This window comes from Marinimicrobium hydrolyticum (genome assembly GCF_030848505.1).
In the GTDB taxonomy this organism is placed as follows: domain Bacteria; phylum Pseudomonadota; class Gammaproteobacteria; order Pseudomonadales; family Cellvibrionaceae; genus JAVDDU01.
Genome location: NZ_JAVDDU010000016.1, coordinates 18,772 through 35,478 on the forward strand (window position 1 = coordinate 18,772; position 16,707 = coordinate 35,478).

Sequence of the window (16,707 nt, forward strand, 5' to 3'; positions counted from 1 at the left end):
TGGGTATTACGACGTGTGAGTATCGATTGGATACCCAGATGGCCCTAAAGGTTCGCTATTTAGCAAAACTCGCCCATCGACCATGCGCAGTCGCCCTTCGGCGAACCACTTCACAGCCAAGGGATAGATGCGGTGTTCCTGGACGAGGACGCGCTGTGCCAGGCTGGTGGCGTCGTCATCCGGCAGTACCGGCACTCGCGCTTGCAGCGCGATGGGTCCGCCGTCCAATTCGGCGGTCACGAAGTGAATCGTCACCCCGTGTTCTTCATCTCCCGCCTGCAAAGCCCGCTCGTGAGTGTTCAAGCCCTGGTACTTGGGCAGCAGGGACGGGTGAATATTCAGCATCCGGCCCTCATAGTGACGCGTGAAGGCCTCGGTGAGTATGCGCATAAATCCGGCCAACACGATGAGGTCCGGCTGATAAGCGTCTATTTTGCGCTGCAGTGCCTGATCAAAGCTTTCCCGACCGTCAAACTGGGTGTGGTCCACCACGCACGTCGGAATGCCGGCGCGCTCGGCCCGCTTTAGACCTTTGGCCTCGGGTCGGTTACTGATGACCGCCACCAACTCAATGGGCAGCTCTCCAGCTTGCTGGGCATTGATCAGCGCTTGCAGATTGCTGCCGGTGCCCGAAATGAGCACCACAACGCGCGTACGCTGGGAGTCCGCGTCCGTCACGATTAAAGGCCTCGCAACTCGACCTGGGCCTCGTCAGCCTGGGCGTCCGCGATATGACCGAGTATGAAAGCGTCCTGTCCGGCGTCTTTTAAAGTCGCCAGTGCACGATCTGCCTCAGCGGCCGCCACAGCCACGACCATGCCGACACCGCAGTTAAAGGTGCGGTACATTTCCCGGGCTTCCACATTGCCGGCGCGCTGCAGCCATTGAAACACCTCGGGCATCTGCCAGCTTTGGGTGTCTACTACGGCCTTGCTGTTTTTGGGCAGTACGCGTGGAATATTATCCAGCAAGCCGCCGCCGGTAATGTGTGCCAGAGCGTGAACATCACAGCTTTTCAGCAGAGTCAGCAACGGTTTGACGTAAATTCGCGTAGGAGCCATCAAGGCGTCACTCAGAGGGCGGCCATCGCAGTCTTGATTAAGGTCGGCACCGCTCACCTCTATGATTTTTCGAATCAAAGAGTAACCGTTGGAATGAGGACCACTGGAAGGCAAGCCGATCAAGGTATCGCCTTCTTTGACGGCGCGGCCATCAAGGATCTTGGACTTTTCCACCACCCCGACGCAGAAGCCGGCCAAATCGTAATCTTCGCCTTCGTACATGCCGGGCATTTCGGCGGTTTCGCCACCAACCAGGGCGCAGCCAGCCTGGACACAGCCTTCACCAATGCCGGTGACCACGTCGGCCGCAACGTCCACATTCAGCTTGCCCGTGGCATAGTAGTCGAGGAAGAACAGCGGTTCGGCCCCGGCTACGACCAAATCGTTTACGCACATGGCGACCAGATCGATGCCAATGGTGTCGTGTTTATCCAGTGTCATGGCCAGGCGTAGCTTAGTGCCCACACCATCGGTGCCAGAGACCAATACCGGCTCTTTATAGCCTGTGGGTAGCTCGCAAAGGGCACCGAAGCCCCCGAGCCCGGCCATGACTTCAGGGCGGCGGGTGCGCTGGGCAACACCCTTAATTCGTTCCACCAGCGCTTCCCCGGCATCAATGTCGACGCCGGCATCCTTATAGCTTAAAGACGGGGGGGCTTGTTCACTCATAGATGTTTACTTCGCTCTCGGGCTGGTGGTGGCGCCAAATATGCGCTGTTGGTAGAAGGGTGATAAAAACGGCGCTCATTCTACCAGTTTCTCCGCGCGCTTGCAGAAAAGGCGGGCTAGGGCCTGTTCACACTAATTCAATCATCACTGCTGGAGGCCATTTTTCCGTCCAGCGGCGTTATCAGTCGTTTATGTAGACTTACTACACGACACTCCTGCTTGCCCGGGCGGCGTTCCGCTTGCTGAACGCAAAAATGGCCTCCAGCAGTGATGATTGAATTAGTGTGAACAGGCCCTTCGTGAAACGAGTCGGGTTTCTCGACGTCCATAGACTGTTACAATGCGCCAGCTGACACAGTGCTGGCGTAATAAAGACAATAGTCAACGATCACAGGGGCATAACTTGACGCGTATTTTGATCATCACGATTTTGTGGGCCTGGTCTGCCTCTGGTTGGGCCGGACAGGTGGTGGACATCTATCGGGCTGAGGTGTTGGTGGCTTCACAGTCTGCATCGGAGCGGCGGGCGGCAGCGCGCCAGGCCTTCGAGGAATTGGTCCAGCGGGTTTCCGGCGACCGTTCAGCCGCCGATCACCAACAGGTGCGCGAGGCTATTGCCCAAGCCCAGGACTACATTTACGAATTTAATTATTCCTCCACGCGTGAAACCCTCGAGGTGGATGGCCGGGAGGTGCCCGCTATGCGCCTGGCTCTAAAGTTTTCGCCTGGGGCGGTGGAAAGCCTGTTGCGCTCGGCGGGGCTGCCCCTTTGGCCTGCGAACCGGCCATCGGTGTTGGTATGGTTGGTAACCGAAGATTCCGATGGCCTGCGCCAGATCATTGACGATGATCGACGCCAGCTGCTTCGCCAGCACGCGCAAAAGCGGGGTTTGCCCCTGATTCTGCCGCTGCAAGATTTGGAGGATCGCCTGGCGATTTCCGCCCGCGAGCTTTGGAGTATGGACGAGAGCGCTGTGCGCCGCGCCTCCAACCGTTATTCGGCCAATGCCATTTTGGTAGGTCGTTACAGTCGCACCTCCTCGGGTATGGTGCGTTCCAACTGGCAGCTGTACCACCCTTTGGGTGATCCGGCGTTCGCTCTCGATGCCGAGTCACCTTCTGAACTGTTGAGCCTGGCATTGGATCGGGTTGCTGAGCACTTTGCCGGCCTTTATGCCATCACCCCCCGAGAAGAAGGCCCAGACGCAACGATCATTCAGGTGTCGGGCGTCAGTGATTTTGGCAGCTACAAGAGTGCTCAGAGTTACTTGGAAGGCTTGGCGTTGGTTCGCCGAGCGGAGCTGGTGGCTCTGCGCCCCGATGCGTTGACCATTCGGCTGTATGTTGAGGGCGACTTGTCTCGCTTGCTCAGCACCTTATCCATGGACGGGCAGTTGGTGCCCAGCGCCCAGAGCGACGAGGTGAGTCTACCGGAAAATCGCTTTTTACCCAGGGGTACGCTGGTCAATCCGCTCATGTACCGATGGCAACACTAACGCGAGGTTTCTCCGCTAACCATGGCCGGTCCCGAGCAGCTTTCTCTAGGCGTTAATCTCAATGATGACGCCACCTTCGACAATTTTTTCGCACCGACCGATTCTGGCAACGCGCAGACGGTCGCGCTGTTGCGCGCACAGCTGGCAGGAGCCGCTGATCCCGTGGTTGTGTTGTGGGGGGCGGCGGGGGCCGGCTTGAGTCACTTGCTTCAAGCCTGTTGCCATGCGGCGCAAGATGCTGGCCTGAACTTTCAATATTTACCCCTGGCGGAATTAGCGGCTTTTGAGCCTGCGGCCCTGTGTGAAGGACTCGACTCGCTCGATGGGGTTTGTGTGGATAACCTCGAAGCTGTGGCAGGTGATTTGGCGTGGGAAGAAGCCTTGTTTCACTTGTACAATCGCCTGCGAGACCGCGGCCGTTGCTTAGTCGTAGCAGCGGCAGAAGGGCCGCACCAGTTACCCCTGGCGCTACCGGATTTGCGTTCGCGCCTTCAATGGGGTGTCAGTTGCCAGGTCACCCCTCTGGATGATGCGGGGAAGTTGGATGCTTTGCGCCAACGTGCCCACGCTCGAGGGCTCGCCTTGAGCCAAGAGGTAGCCCAGTACATTCTCCAGCGGGTGCCCAGGGACACCAAGCCCTTGTTTCAGTGCCTGGAACAACTGGACCGGGCTTCTCTGGCGCAACAGCGCCGGCTCACGATTCCTTTCGTTAAATCCGTCTTGCAGGTTTAGTCGTCCTCAGGCACCCAGCCAGTGTATAGAAGTGTAAAGGCGCGTAAGGATGCTCCTGTGTTTCCGGCTCGGTCTGGTGCGTCATGCTGAATTCGGTATACTCACACGCTCTTAAAGAGCCTCGCACCCAATGTCGTGAGGAAAGCCCTGTCTCCAGACCCTGCTGGAGCAGATGATGATAATTATAGAGGTACACAACAATGCTCAAACCCCGTCGTGGTTTGCTGGCCATGCTCGCCAGCGCAGCTCTGCTGTCCGCCTGTCAAAGCGTGGATACCGACTCCGCCTCATCCGCGCAAGTCTCTCAACCGCCCGCCGAGAGCTCGGCCAGCATTAAAGTGAATCAGGTGGGCTTTACTCCCACCGCTACCAAGATGGCCGTAGTTCCCAGCAACAGCGCGGACAGATTTAGCCTGATTCCTGAGGGAACTAATACGGCGGTTTATAGCGGCCGGTTGAGCGCCAGCAGCACTTGGGACCACTCCGGGGAAACGGTCAAAATTGCTGATTTTTCCGATTTCAGTCGCACAGGCGAATACCGCATTCGCGTGGAAGGTCTGCCCGATTCGCATCCGTTCAGCATCGCTCCAGACGTTTACGTTGATGTGAACGATGCCTCTTTGAAGGCCTTTTATTTCAATCGAGCCAGTACGGAATTGCTCGAAGAGCACGCCGGCATCTACGCTCGTCCCGCTGGCCATCCGGATGATCAGGTGAAAGTTCACAGTTCAGCGGCCAGCCGTCATCGGCCGGAAGGTACCATCATTTCCGGGCCCAAAGGCTGGTACGACGCGGGCGATTACAACAAATACATCGTCAACTCCGGCATTACCACCTATACCCTCCTGGCAGCGTACGAGCACTTCCCCGAGTACTACGCCGAGCGCGAGCTGAACATTCCAGAAAGCGGTAATGGTGTGCCCGACTTGTTAGACGAAATTATGTGGAACCTGGAGTGGATGTTGACCATGCAGGATCCCAACGATGGTGGCGTCTATCACAAGCTGACCACCAAAAGGTTCGAAGGCCGACTCATGCCCCATGAGGCCACCAATCAGCGCTATGTAGTGAAAAAGGGTACTGCGGCGGCGCTGAACTTTGCGGCCGTCATGGCTGTGGCCAGCCGGGTTTACGCCGACTACGAGGAGGACTTCCCCGGCTTTTCCACCCAGGCGCTGGAAGCGGCCGAGGCCGCTTGGCAATGGGCTCAGGCCAACCCTGATGTGACCTATCGCAACCCGGAAGACATCCACACTGGTCAATACGGCGATCAGACCTTATTTGATGAATTTGGTTGGGCCGCCGCAGAGCTCTACATCACCACGGGTCAGGACCGCTACTACGAAGCCATTATGGCGGACGAGTTGGCCAATGTGGTGCCTAACTGGGCCGAATCCCGCGGCCTGGCCTGGATGTCCCTGGCGCACCACCGAGATAACCTGACTCCCATCGCGGATCAGCGGCTGATCGCCAAGCGTATCGACGAACTCGCGCAGGAGCTGCACGCCGAGTGGCAGGAATCCGCTTACCGGGTACCCATGCGTCGTTCAGATTTCGTTTGGGGTAGCAACGCCGTAGCCATGAACAATGCCATGATGTTGCTGCAGGGTTATCGACTCAAAGGTGACGGCGAGTACTTGGAAGCCGCTCAATCCCTGTTGGATTATGTCCTGGGTCGCAACGCTACCGGCTACTCGTTCGTAACCGGACACGGCAGTAAAACACCCATGCACATTCACCATCGTCCGTCGGATGCCGATGGCATTGAAGAGCCGATTCCCGGCTTCATTGCCGGTGGCCCACAACCAGGTCAGCAAGACGGCGAAAACTGTGAAGAGGACGGCGCCAGCTACCCCTCCGACAAACCCGCTAAGTCCTACGTGGATCACTGGTGCAGCTACGCATCCAACGAGATTGCCATTAACTGGAATGCACCTCTGGTGTATGTTTCCGGTGCTATTCAGGCGCTGCGTCAGACTGACTAAATCGGGGTTCGCACCTCGTGCTTCAAAAAGCCCAGCTCTGCGGAGTTGGGCTTTTTTTTGTCCTGTTGTTTGTTTCTGCGGCGAACAGGCTTGGCCGAGCGCTCGGGCAGGGTTACGCTTAGGAGAATGACAGGAGAGAAAATGATGTTTCGAACAATTGCCCTGTGGGTTGGGTTAGTGCTAGTGAGCCCCGCGTGGGCTAGCGGCTATGCGGGCGTGACCGAGGACGGCAAGGCCGCCGTGGCGACCGTACAGCCCAGAGCAACCGAGGCGGCCTTGGCGGTGCTGGAAGACGGTGGCAATGCTGTGGATGCCGCTGTGGCGGCGGCGCTTACCCTGGGCGTGGTGGACGGCCATAACTCCGGCATTGGAGGCGGCAGTTTTATTCTGATTCGCTGGGCAGACGGGCAAGTCGAAGCCATTGACGGTAGGGAATTGGCTCCAGCCAAAGCCCACAGAGACATGTATCTGCGCGAGGGTGAACTGGTCCCGGAGTTGAGCCGTACTGGAGCCTTGGCAGTAGGCATTCCGGGCGCGGTGGCGGCCTACGACTTTATGCTGCGCAAAGGTGGTAAGAAAACCTTGGCGGAGCTGCTGTTGCCGGCGGCTGACTTGGCTGAAAAAGGGTTCGCCATTGACGGAGTGTTTGCTTATCGGTTGGAGCGACATGCGGAGGAGTTGCGGAGCTTTCCGGGCTCTGCAGCGATCTTCCTTGACGCGGATGGCCAACCCTGGCCGCGCGGCCATCAACTTGTACAAAAAGATTTGGCCAGCACTTACCGCAAGATCGCTAAAGAAGGCCCCAAGTACTTTTACCAGGGCGAATTTGCCCGGCAAGTAGACCAATGGATGAAGCGTAACGGTGGCGTGGTAACCGCCGAGGACTTTGCTGGCTATGAGCTGGAACATCCCGAGCCCGTACTCAGTCGCTATGGCGCCTTCCAGATCTATGGTTTTCCGCCACCCAGCTCCGGGGGTGTGCATGTAGCGCAAATCCTTAATATATTGGAGCACTTTGATCTGGCTGAGATGACCCCCGCGCAGCGCTACCATTTGATCGCCGAAGCCATGAAGCTAGCCTTCGCCGACCGGGCCTACTGGCTGGGTGACCCCGCCTTTGCCAAGGTGCCCAAGGGGTTGGTCAGCCGGGAATATGCGGCTCAATTGGCCGAACGGATTTCTCTTAAAAGTGCGCGAGACGTAGAAGGACACAGTACGCCGCCCAAGGCCGAAGAGGCGTTGTTCGGCAAACACACCACGCACATTGCCGCCGCCGATAAGGATGGAAACTGGGTTGCCATAACAGGAACAGTGAACACTAACTTCGGCTCAAAAGTTGTGGTGCCGGGTACGGGTGTAATTCTTAATAACCAGATGGACGATTTCTCCGCGCAACCAGGGAAGCCAAACATCTACGGATTAATAGGGGCTGAAGCCAACAGTATTGAGCCCGGCAAGCGCCCCCTGTCCAGTATGAGTCCGACGGTGGTTCTCAATGCCAAGGGTGAGCCCGTGCTAACGCTGGGTTCGGCAGGGGGGCCAACCATTATTACCCAGGTGGTGCTGACATTAGTACAAACCCTGGAGTTGGGCTTGCCGCTGGAGGAAGCTCTAATGGTGCCGCGCATTCATCATCAATGGCGGCCCGACGCCCTGTTTGTCGAAAAAACGATGCCGGAAGCGATCCGCAAAGAGTTGGAGGGCAAGGGGCACGAGTTACGCCGACTCGGTGATTTCGGCTCCACCCAAGCCATCGGCTTGGACGAACAAGGACAATTTATCAGTGTGGCCGAACCTCGCCTGGAAGCTCGTAACCGAGTTCATGAGTAAGCCGCAAAGATTCAGCTTTTCGAAAACCTGTGGCATGATCATCACCGATGCCTGACGGCGGTACGCGCAGGAAAAATAACAACGGAAATAGCTTATCGAATCGGAGGGAAAAGCTATGCGTGGATACTACCCCTTGATTGGCGCCTTGCTTCTGGCGCTGTCCATGGTCGCTCAAGCTGAGGAGCCCCTGTCGCCAGCCAGCGAACGTTACATCGAAATGCTCAGCAACGGTGGCCCAGCTACGATTCGCAGTACCGCACGCAGTATGCACCGCTCCGGCGAATCCGACCCCCGAGTGCTGGATGTCGCCGCCGAAGTGTTGTTGCGGGACTACCAAGCCGCCACAGGAGGGACGGAAGTAGATGCACTGGCTTGGATTACCAATGCCTTGTCCAATGCCGAGACGGATCGTTATCAGGGCGTCCTGCAAACGGTTAAAGAAGGAGCCGGGCACCGCAAACTGGCCAACTACGCGAACCGGAATTTGTCCAACCGTCTGCCAGAAGGTGAACCCTATGAGGCGGGCAGTGTGGCATTAACGGAAGTGGCCGAGGCCACGGCGCAAAATAGCGCTCAGTCAGCACCCGCTCAACGCACCGATGGACAATATCATCCGATATCTGAAGTTCGCCCCGGCATGAGTCGTACTGAAGCCGTTGCCATTGCGGGCCCGCCTACCGCCAGCCATCAGCACCAAACCGGGAAGGCCTGGCGGCCGTTCAATTTCCGGGGGCAGGACGTGATGCGCGAACAAGCCCTGTATCGCGGCCAGGGGCGCATTGTGTTCTCCAACACCTCCCAGTACAGCAGTGAATGGCAAGTGCTGGAGGTGATTCTGGATGAAGACGAGAGCGGCTACCCCTAATCTTCAATGAGGCTGTGGTGCCAGGCCATATCTCAGGCGGCTGCTTGAAATATGGCCTCAATGCGCTCCGGCGCCCGTTCCCGCTTTATAACTTCAAAAAAACGGTCCGCTTCCGGGTACTGACGGCGCAAATACATCAACCACTGTTTGATTCGGTTGCCGCAGTGTTTTACGGGGTAGTGGGGCTGGGTCAGTTGGTAGTAGTGGTGAAGCAGGCCGCAAACCTCTGACCAAGCCATAGGAATTACCGGCGTACCGCTCAGCCTGGCTTTAACTTGTCGGGCAAGATCCGGGCAGGCCAGCAGGCCCCGACCGAGCATAAAGCGGTCGCAGCCGGTTACGGCGCGGCAGCGTTCAAAATCATCCCAACTCCAAATCTCTCCATTGGCGATCACCGGAATAGCGATCGCCTCACGAATTTCGGCGATGTATTCCCAATAGGCGGGTGGACGATAACCGTCGGCTTTTGAGCGAGCGTGCACGGTCACTTCATTGGCGCCCGCGGCCGTAATAGCGTGGGCGTTGTCCAGGTAGGCGCTGCGGTCCTCATAACCAAGACGGATTTTGGCGGACACAGGGATTTCGGCGGGCAGGGCATCCCGAACCGCCTTTACTATGGAGTGGACTCGCTCGGGTTGGCGCAGTAGACAGGCTCCGCCATCACTCTTGTTGACGGTTTTGGCGGGACAGCCAAAGTTGAGATCGATCGCCATCGCCCCGGCTCGCACGGCTCTGCGGGCATTCAGGGCCATGAGTTCAGGGTTTCCTCCCAACAGCTGCACTTTCACCGGTACACCGCTGGGAGTTTGGCATTGGTGCTCCAATTCCGGCGCGTAGCGGCGGAACACTCGACGCGGTAAGGCTCCAGCGCTGACCCGGACAAATTCCGTTACACAGCCATCAAGCCCGCCCAGGGCGGTGAGTAAGGCGCGGACCTGATGGTCGACAACCCCCTCCATTGGCGCAAGATATAACTTCATGTGGCACCGTTAAAAAGCGCCATTCTACCCCGAGAGCAACCTTTTTGCGCGCTGGAGACAGAGCTCTAAAGCTCTCCGCCTTCCCGTGCTGAAGCTATGTCGTCCTTGTAAGTTTTTGAAAGGTAAGAGAAAATAGCCGACCATTTTTGGCTCGGCAAGGTGCTGAGTCTTGGGTCACCAGCCAGGCCCGGGGCCTCAGTTGCTACTGAGTTGCGGACAGGCTACATTGGCCGGCCCTCCCTGGTGGCGGGCGCTCGCGATCACAGACAGGATTTATCCGATGGACAGCAATCTCTTACAAGAAGGCCTGGACTTGCTGCTGTATGGCATGGGCTCGGTACTGGTGTTTCTGACCTTATTGGTGGTTGCCACCCTTATCATGTCAGCGGTGATGCGCCGGTTTTTCCAAGATCCGGAAGTGCCAGAAATAACTGGAGAAGGGCTGGAGACTTCCCCGCAGCCGGCCGTGCCAGACCAGCGTCTGCTGACCGTCATTAAAACCGCGCTTGAATTGCATCGCGACCAGCGCAAGAAATAATTTGGAGCGTTTAGAGGAGTCCTTCCTGAAACGCTGACAGTACCAATGGTAGAAAAGGTAAGAATGCCATGAGCGAGGTTAAAAAACCCCTGGGAATCACGGATGTGGTGTTGCGGGACGCCCATCAATCCCTGTTTGCCACCCGATTGCGCCTCGACGATATGCTGCCCATTGCGGAAAAGCTGGATCAGGTAGGCTTCTGGTCACTGGAAACCTGGGGGGGCGCCACATTTGATGCCTGCATTCGCTACCTTGGGGAAGACCCTTGGGACCGGATTCGCCAACTTAAAAAGGCCATGCCCAAGACCCCCATGCAAATGCTCTTGCGGGGTCAAAATATCCTGGGGTATCGCCACTACGCCGACGACGTGGTGGAGAAGTTCGTGGAACGCGCGGCTTACAATGGTGTAGATGTGTTCCGGGTCTTCGACGCTATGAATGACATGCGCAACCTGGAGACGGCTCTGAAGGCCGTGAAGCAGCAAGGCAAGCATGCCCAGGGCACGATTTCCTATACCTTGAGTCCCGTCCATAACATCGACCTTTGGGTGGATATGGGCAAGCGCATCGAGGATATGGGCGCTGACTCCATTGCCATTAAAGACATGGCCGGGCTGTTAAAGCCCTACGTGGGTTACGAGCTGGTCAAACGGCTCAAGGAAAGCTGCGCGATACCCATCCACATGCAGTGCCATGCCACCACCGGCCTGGCCCACGCCACGAATCTCAAATGCGTTGAAGCGGGTATCGATAACGTCGATACCGCGATCTCTTCCATGTCCATGACCTATGGCCACAGTCCCACCGAGACGCTGGTAGCGACACTGGAAGGCACCGAGCGGGACACCGGTCTGAACCTGGAGTTGCTTGAAGAAATTGCCACCTATTTCCGCGAAGTTCGCCGCAAATATGCTCAATTTGAGGGTTCGTTGCGAGGTGTGGACTCTCGGATTCTTATTGCTCAAGTACCTGGCGGCATGCTAACCAACATGGAAAGCCAGCTAAAGGAGCAGGGTGCCGAAGACCGCTTTGATCAGGTGCTAGAGGAGATTCCCCGAGTGCGTGAGGACCTGGGCTTTATTCCCTTGGTAACTCCCACCTCGCAGATCGTCGGTACCCAAGCGGTAATGAATGTCCTGACCGGTGAACGTTACAAAACCATAACGCGCGAGACGGAAGGCGTACTTAAAGGCGAGTACGGCGCCACGCCTGCACCCGTAAACAGCGAATTGCAGGCCAGAGTACTCGAAGGCGAGGAGCCCATTACCTGCCGTCCCGCTGACCTGCTGCAGCCAGAGATGGATAAGCTGTCCAAAGAGCTGTTGGCGGCGGCCCAGGATAAGGGCATCTCTCTGACCGAGGGCGAAGGCCAAATTGATGATGTCCTGACTTACGCACTGTTCCCACAAGTCGGACTCAAATTTCTACAAAACCGTGACAACCCGGATGCATTTGAGCCTGTACCCACTGGCGCCAGCACCGCTCCTGTGACCACCGACAAGGGCGAAGAAGTCTACACCGTTACGGTAGAAGGCAAGAGTTATACGGTCACCGTTAACGACGGTGGCGACGTGACGGGTTTGGTTCCCCTGGGCTCCGGTTCCGGCATTGCCGGTGGCAAGGGCAAGCCCGCTGCGGGTGAAGGTGAACCAGTGCCCGCACCCTTGGGGGGAAACATTTGCTCGGTCAAGGTAAAAGTCGGCCAGGAAGTTAAAGAAGGGGACACCTTGCTGATTCTGGAAGCCATGAAAATGGAATCTGAGGTCAGCGCTCCCCGGGCTGGCACCATCACCGACATAAAAGTGGACACCGGCGATGCTGTGGTAGCAGGAGATACGCTGCTGAGCATCGGTTAGTTTCCACTGCCGAGTTAATTATTGAGAATAATCTATGCACAACTTCGTTCGCTTATGGCACGAGTCGGGCCTTTACCTAATGAGTTGGGGCCCACTGCTGATGATGCTGGTGGGCTTGCTGCTGCTTTTCCTGGCCATTCGCAAGGGCTTCGAACCGCTGCTGCTGGTACCCATCGGCTTTGGTTGTATTCTGGCTAATATTCCCGGCGCGGGCCTAGCTTACCCGGCGGTAGAGAATGCTCTTGCCTCCGGGCAGGCGCAAGTCGTCCTAGCGCTGGCTCAAGCGCTTGGTGCCGACGCCGGAGCCAGTACTGCCGAATTGATTGGTTTGTTCCGAGAGGCTTCCAGTGCTGAGCAGGCGACCGCGCACCGACTGGCTGTCGAGTTGGGTTTCAGTGACGGCCTGCTGTATACCTTCTATCGTGTCGCCATTGATTCCGGCATTGCACCCTTGATCATTTTCATGGGCGTGGGCGCCATGACCGATTTTGGGCCTCTGTTGGCCAATCCCAAAACGTTGTTTTTGGGGGCGGCGGCGCAGTTCGGCATTTTCGCTACCGTTATGGGCGCAGTGGCCTTATCCGCCTTTGGCATTGTGGAGTTTTCCTTGGGGGAGGCCGCCGCCATTGGGATTATCGGTAGCGCTGACGGCCCAACGGCTATTTACGTATCCAGCATTTTGGCGCCGCAGTTGCTAGGCGCCATCGCTGTGGCGGCCTACGCCTATATGGCTCTGGTACCTTTGATTCAACCGCCGATCATGCGGGCACTCACCACCAAGGCTGAGCGCGAGATCAAAATGGAGCAGTTGCGGCAAGTGTCGCGGCGGGAAAAAATTGTTTTCCCTCTGGTCCTGTTAGCGCTGGTGGCGTTGTTTCTACCCACGGCCGCTCCGCTACTGGGGATGTTCTGTTTTGGTAATTTGATGCGCGAATGTGGCGTGGTAGCGCGGTTGAGCGACACGGCGCAAAACGCTTTGATCAACATTACCACCATTTTCCTGGGTCTGGCGGTAGGCTCCAAACTGGCCGCTGACATTTTCCTGGATCCGAGAACTTTGGGGATTCTGGTCTTGGGTATACTGGCATTTGCCATAGGTACCGCCATGGGTATTCTTATGGCCAAGTTAATGAACCTGTTCTCCAAGCACAAAGTTAACCCTCTGATTGGGTCTGCGGGTGTGTCCGCAGTACCTATGGCAGCGCGGGTGTCGAACAAAGTGGGCCTGGAAGCCAACCCGCAAAATTATTTGCTCATGCATGCAATGGGGCCGAACGTGGCTGGTGTCATCGGCTCGGCTGTGGCCGCCGGGGTGATGATCTCCATGATGTCTGCTCTGTAAAAGTGCTGCGCCGGCGGTAACTTCGCCGGCGCGCACCTTTTTCGGACTTTTTTACGCGCAGTCGTGGACCCAATTGGCGCAGTGCACCCACCTATCCTTCGAAAGTGTTTCAGAAATAATCTTTCATAGATTATTCACATACGCTCTATTGACCACCCCTCAAATAGCACCTAGTATTTAACTAGAGCAGCATTTTTTAGCTCTGGGTGTAAGCCCATTCGGGTCGCGCTTTCATGCGTGACGTAGTCACCAGTCCTACAGCCAGGAGGAGTAATCAGGTTGCGGGGCCATCCTTTAATTTGCCCCGATTGCGTAAATTTTAAGAGCGACTCCAGCAGGTGGCGTGTAGCGGCTTTGTTGCGGTAAGCATTTCAAAAGTCGATTGCCTGGCCCCTGTATACTTTGAACCTGAGGGGGATTTCACCCATGGCGAAAAGATCTCACGCAAGGCGCAAAAAAAACCAACGTAATTATCCGGACGATTTCAGCTCACCCGACTACAACCACTCCTCCCGCCGCAACCACAACGGCAATATTGTCGAAATAAACTCCCGCTCTCGCCAACTCGAAACCGCTTATGCGCCTCAGCGAACATCTCAGCCACTGCGCGCTTTTACTGATGCGCAGCAACGGTACATTAATGCCATTCAGCATCATGCACTGACCTTTGGTATCGGACCGGCGGGCACCGGGAAGAGTTACTGCGCTGGTGCCCTAGCCGCCGAAGCTCTCGAATCCGGGCGTATCGAAAGGATTATTCTCACCCGCCCTGCCGTGGAAGCGGGGGAGCAGTTGGGCTTTCTTCCTGGCGCTTTGGACGAGAAGTTCTCGGTTTATATTGATGCGTTTCGGGATATTCTGAACGAGCGCCTCGGTGCGGGAACCGTGGACTACTGCCTTCGCCACGGACGCATAGTGGCAGCACCGCTGGCGTTTATGCGCGGAAAGACCTTTAACAACAGAACGTTTGTGGTGCTCGATGAGGCGCAAAACACCAGCCTTGCGCAAATGAAAATGTTCCTCACCCGCATTGGCGAGGATTGCCGTGTGGTGATTAACGGGGACATCGAGCAGAGCGATATTCGCGGCGCCAATGGCCTTCAGGACGCCATCGATCGACTGGCTGGTTTACCCAACGTTTACATTCACCGCTTTGATCGCGAAGACATTGTGCGCAGTGGCTTGGTGCGGGATATTATTGATCGCTATGAGTTGCCTGAAGACCGCTAGCTGAAGTGTCATAGTCTTAGGGCGCGCCTGCGCTGGGTTGAGGTGCCGTGTTGCATGCAGCAGAGCGCGGCGCCGCAACCAGCGTAAGAGGGCTCACTCTTCGACCCACTCCCAGCGCAATGGCTGTCCAAAGTCGTCGAGAATCACTCGCTTGCGAGCCTGGCGCTTCGGCTTGTTTTTTGATTTAGGCGGAGCCGGGTGGCGTCGGGCTTCGACGGCGGCCACGACCTCCGTAACCAGTGTGCGCCCTTCGATGGTTGTTCGTGGCGTGAACAGGGGGGTCAATGGTCCCTTGGGGTCTTCTCGCCCACTGACCCCTGGGGCTACTTCAGCAACCTCTCCGCCGGCCTGTACGTACTCGGCCATTTGTTGATCGAGCTCCTTACGCAGTTCGCGCTTGGTTTTGATGGGTTTCATCGCCGGGGGCCAGGTATCCAAAAGCAGAAGTGATCGCCATTTAAAAAAACAGCCAATCAGCTAGCATATCAGTCCGCGGGTTGCACGGGCAACGGGGTGGGGGTCGCATCACGCTCTGGCTTTGGGTACACTGCGCCCCTTTGGTTTACCAGCCCGCCTCTCCCATGACCCAAGCCAGTCTGAAGATCACTGAAATATTTTACTCCCTCCAGGGCGAGGCTCGCACCGTGGGGCTGCCTACGGTTTTTGTACGGCTGACCGGATGCCCCTTGCGCTGCCACTATTGCGACTCTGAATACGCGTTTTACGGCGGTGAACGTCTGACTCTGGATGCTATTTGCGCCAAGGTGGCGTCCTACGAACCGCGCTATGTCTGCGTCACTGGTGGCGAACCTCTGGCCCAGCCCGGTTGTTTACCCTTACTGACTCGCCTGTGCGATGCGGGATACGATGTTTCCCTGGAAACCAGCGGCGCCATGCCCGTGCATGAGGTGGATCCGCGCGTTGCACGCGTCGTCGATCTAAAAACCCCCGGTTCCGGCGAAGTTAGTCGCAACCTGTGGAGCAACATAGAGTTGCTGGGACCACGGGATCAGATCAAATTCGTTATTTGCGATCGGGCTGACTACGAATGGGCTCGCTTCAAGCTGGACGAGTATCGGTTGGTGGAGCGGGCCGGCGAGGTGTTGTTTTCTCCCAGTCACGGGCAAGTTACAGCCCGCCAACTGGCGGATTGGATCTTGGAAGACAATTTACCGGTACGCTTTCAAATGCAATTGCACAAAATCTTGTGGGGCGATACCCCAGGGCATTGACGGGCTGCGGTTGTCACGGGCAAGTGCCAACCAGCGAGTTACCGTAGGTAGGAGCAAGAGATGACAAAACCCAAAGCCGTAGTACTCGCCTCTGGCGGGCTGGACTCCACAACCGTGCTGGCCATCGCCCGCCAGGAGGGCTTTGAGTGCTATACCCTGAGTTTTGACTACGGCCAGCGGCACCGGGCGGAGTTGGTGGCCGCCGAGCGCTGCGCCCATGCAATGGGCAGCCGGGAGCACAAAGTAGTCGCTCTGGATTTGCGCTCCATTGGCGGGTCGGCGTTAACCGATGACCGGATTGATGTGCCTGAAAGTGAAACCCAAGGCATACCCGTCACCTATGTTCCTGCTCGCAATACAGTGTTCTTGTCCATTGCCCTGGGCTGGGCGGAGGTGTTGGGCGCCGCAGACATTTTTTTGGGGGTTAATGCCGTCGATTATTCCGGTTACCCGGACTGCCGCCCGGAGTACATCGCCGCCTTTGAGAATATGGCCAATTTGGCGACCCGCGCAGGCGTTGAAGGTCAGGCATTGAAAATCCGCACACCTCTAATGACTCTGAGTAAGGCAGACATTATCCAGCGTGGTTTGGCGCTGGGGGTCGACTACAGCCTCACGGTATCCTGTTACCAGGCCAACGATGAAGGCGAGGCCTGCGGTCGCTGCGACAGCTGCCGCCTGCGCCGGCTCGGATTCGAGCAGGCGGGGGTGTCGGATCAGACGCGATATCGTGGTTGAGTCCAGCGGTTAAGCGGAAGGTAGAGCCCGCGCTTGAAGGTTTTTCCGTTTGTCACTCTCGCGCCAGCGTACTGCTGTCCGGAATTTAATCGGAATAGCTTCGTAAGCAAGTCCAAGGCCGCGCAGGGTGAGTGTTCAGCAAACGTCGTAAACC

The 16,707-nt window shown here is 57.1% G+C and carries 15 protein-coding genes; 11 read left to right on the top strand and 4 right to left on the bottom strand.

Annotated elements, in window-relative coordinates; translation table 11 throughout:
* Window positions 1-6: 6 nt before the first annotated feature.
* Both purN and purM read right to left on the bottom strand, forming a co-directional pair.
* Window positions 7-678, bottom strand: a complete 672-nt coding sequence (gene purN / locus RBH33_RS17405; protein ID WP_306733498.1) for a phosphoribosylglycinamide formyltransferase — start codon at window positions 676-678, stop codon at window positions 7-9.
* Window positions 679-680: 2 nt separating this feature from the next.
* A complete protein-coding gene (purM, locus tag RBH33_RS17410) occupies window positions 681-1,730 on the bottom strand; it encodes a phosphoribosylformylglycinamidine cyclo-ligase (RefSeq protein WP_306733499.1) in 1,050 nt (349 codons plus the stop codon).
* 403 nt (window positions 1,731-2,133) lie between these two features.
* Here purM and RBH33_RS17415 point away from each other — a divergent pair, with 403 nt between their 5' ends.
* The 5 genes from RBH33_RS17415 to RBH33_RS17435 all read left to right on the top strand — a co-directional run bounded on the left by RBH33_RS17415 (window position 2,134) and on the right by RBH33_RS17435 (window position 8,637).
* Window positions 2,134-3,225, top strand: a complete 1,092-nt coding sequence (locus tag RBH33_RS17415) for a DUF2066 domain-containing protein (RefSeq protein WP_306733500.1) — start codon at window positions 2,134-2,136, stop codon at window positions 3,223-3,225.
* A gap of 21 nt (window positions 3,226-3,246) precedes the next feature.
* Window positions 3,247-3,957, top strand: coding sequence for a DnaA regulatory inactivator Hda (hda, locus tag RBH33_RS17420; RefSeq protein WP_306733501.1), 711 nt, complete (start codon window positions 3,247-3,249; stop codon window positions 3,955-3,957).
* Between the two features lie 200 nt (window positions 3,958-4,157).
* Window positions 4,158-5,942, top strand: coding sequence for a glycoside hydrolase family 9 protein (locus RBH33_RS17425; RefSeq protein ID WP_306733502.1), 1,785 nt, complete (start codon window positions 4,158-4,160; stop codon window positions 5,940-5,942).
* A gap of 141 nt (window positions 5,943-6,083) precedes the next feature.
* Window positions 6,084-7,772, top strand: a complete 1,689-nt coding sequence (ggt, locus tag RBH33_RS17430) for a gamma-glutamyltransferase (protein ID WP_306733503.1) — start codon at window positions 6,084-6,086, stop codon at window positions 7,770-7,772.
* Between the two features lie 115 nt (window positions 7,773-7,887).
* On the top strand, window positions 7,888-8,637 hold the full coding sequence (locus RBH33_RS17435; RefSeq protein ID WP_306733504.1) for a hypothetical protein: 750 nt from the start codon (window positions 7,888-7,890) through the stop codon (window positions 8,635-8,637).
* Between the two features lie 32 nt (window positions 8,638-8,669).
* Here RBH33_RS17435 and RBH33_RS17440 read toward each other — a convergent pair whose 3' ends face one another.
* Complete coding sequence (locus RBH33_RS17440; protein WP_306733505.1) at window positions 8,670-9,617, bottom strand: tRNA dihydrouridine synthase; 948 nt, start codon at window positions 9,615-9,617, stop codon at window positions 8,670-8,672.
* A 280-nt stretch (window positions 9,618-9,897) separates the two neighbouring features.
* Between RBH33_RS17440 and RBH33_RS17445 the strand changes: the two genes are divergently transcribed.
* The 4 genes from RBH33_RS17445 to RBH33_RS17460 all read left to right on the top strand — a co-directional run bounded on the left by RBH33_RS17445 (window position 9,898) and on the right by RBH33_RS17460 (window position 14,583).
* Window positions 9,898-10,155: an OadG family transporter subunit gene (locus RBH33_RS17445; RefSeq protein WP_306733506.1), complete on the top strand. Its 258-nt coding sequence runs from the start codon at window positions 9,898-9,900 to the stop codon at window positions 10,153-10,155.
* Window positions 10,156-10,223: 68 nt separating this feature from the next.
* Complete coding sequence (gene oadA / locus RBH33_RS17450; protein ID WP_306733507.1) at window positions 10,224-12,011, top strand: sodium-extruding oxaloacetate decarboxylase subunit alpha; 1,788 nt, start codon at window positions 10,224-10,226, stop codon at window positions 12,009-12,011.
* 34 nt (window positions 12,012-12,045) lie between these two features.
* Window positions 12,046-13,353 (top strand): sodium ion-translocating decarboxylase subunit beta, encoded by a 1,308-nt coding sequence (locus RBH33_RS17455; protein WP_306733508.1) that lies wholly within the window; start codon window positions 12,046-12,048, stop codon window positions 13,351-13,353.
* 426 nt (window positions 13,354-13,779) lie between these two features.
* Window positions 13,780-14,583 carry a PhoH family protein gene (locus tag RBH33_RS17460; protein WP_306733509.1) on the top strand — a complete coding sequence of 268 codons (804 nt, stop codon included), beginning with the start codon at window positions 13,780-13,782 and terminating at the stop codon, window positions 14,581-14,583.
* A gap of 93 nt (window positions 14,584-14,676) precedes the next feature.
* Here the strand turns inward: RBH33_RS17460 and RBH33_RS17465 are convergent, their stop codons facing one another.
* Complete coding sequence (locus RBH33_RS17465) at window positions 14,677-15,000, bottom strand: hypothetical protein (RefSeq protein ID WP_306733510.1); 324 nt, start codon at window positions 14,998-15,000, stop codon at window positions 14,677-14,679.
* 164 nt (window positions 15,001-15,164) lie between these two features.
* Here RBH33_RS17465 and queE point away from each other — a divergent pair, with 164 nt between their 5' ends.
* Window positions 15,165-15,815: a 7-carboxy-7-deazaguanine synthase QueE gene (gene queE, locus RBH33_RS17470; protein WP_306733511.1), complete on the top strand. Its 651-nt coding sequence runs from the start codon at window positions 15,165-15,167 to the stop codon at window positions 15,813-15,815.
* 60 nt (window positions 15,816-15,875) lie between these two features.
* Window positions 15,876-16,553, top strand: a complete 678-nt coding sequence (gene queC / locus RBH33_RS17475; protein WP_306733512.1) for a 7-cyano-7-deazaguanine synthase QueC — start codon at window positions 15,876-15,878, stop codon at window positions 16,551-16,553.
* Window positions 16,554-16,707: the final 154 nt, after the last annotated feature.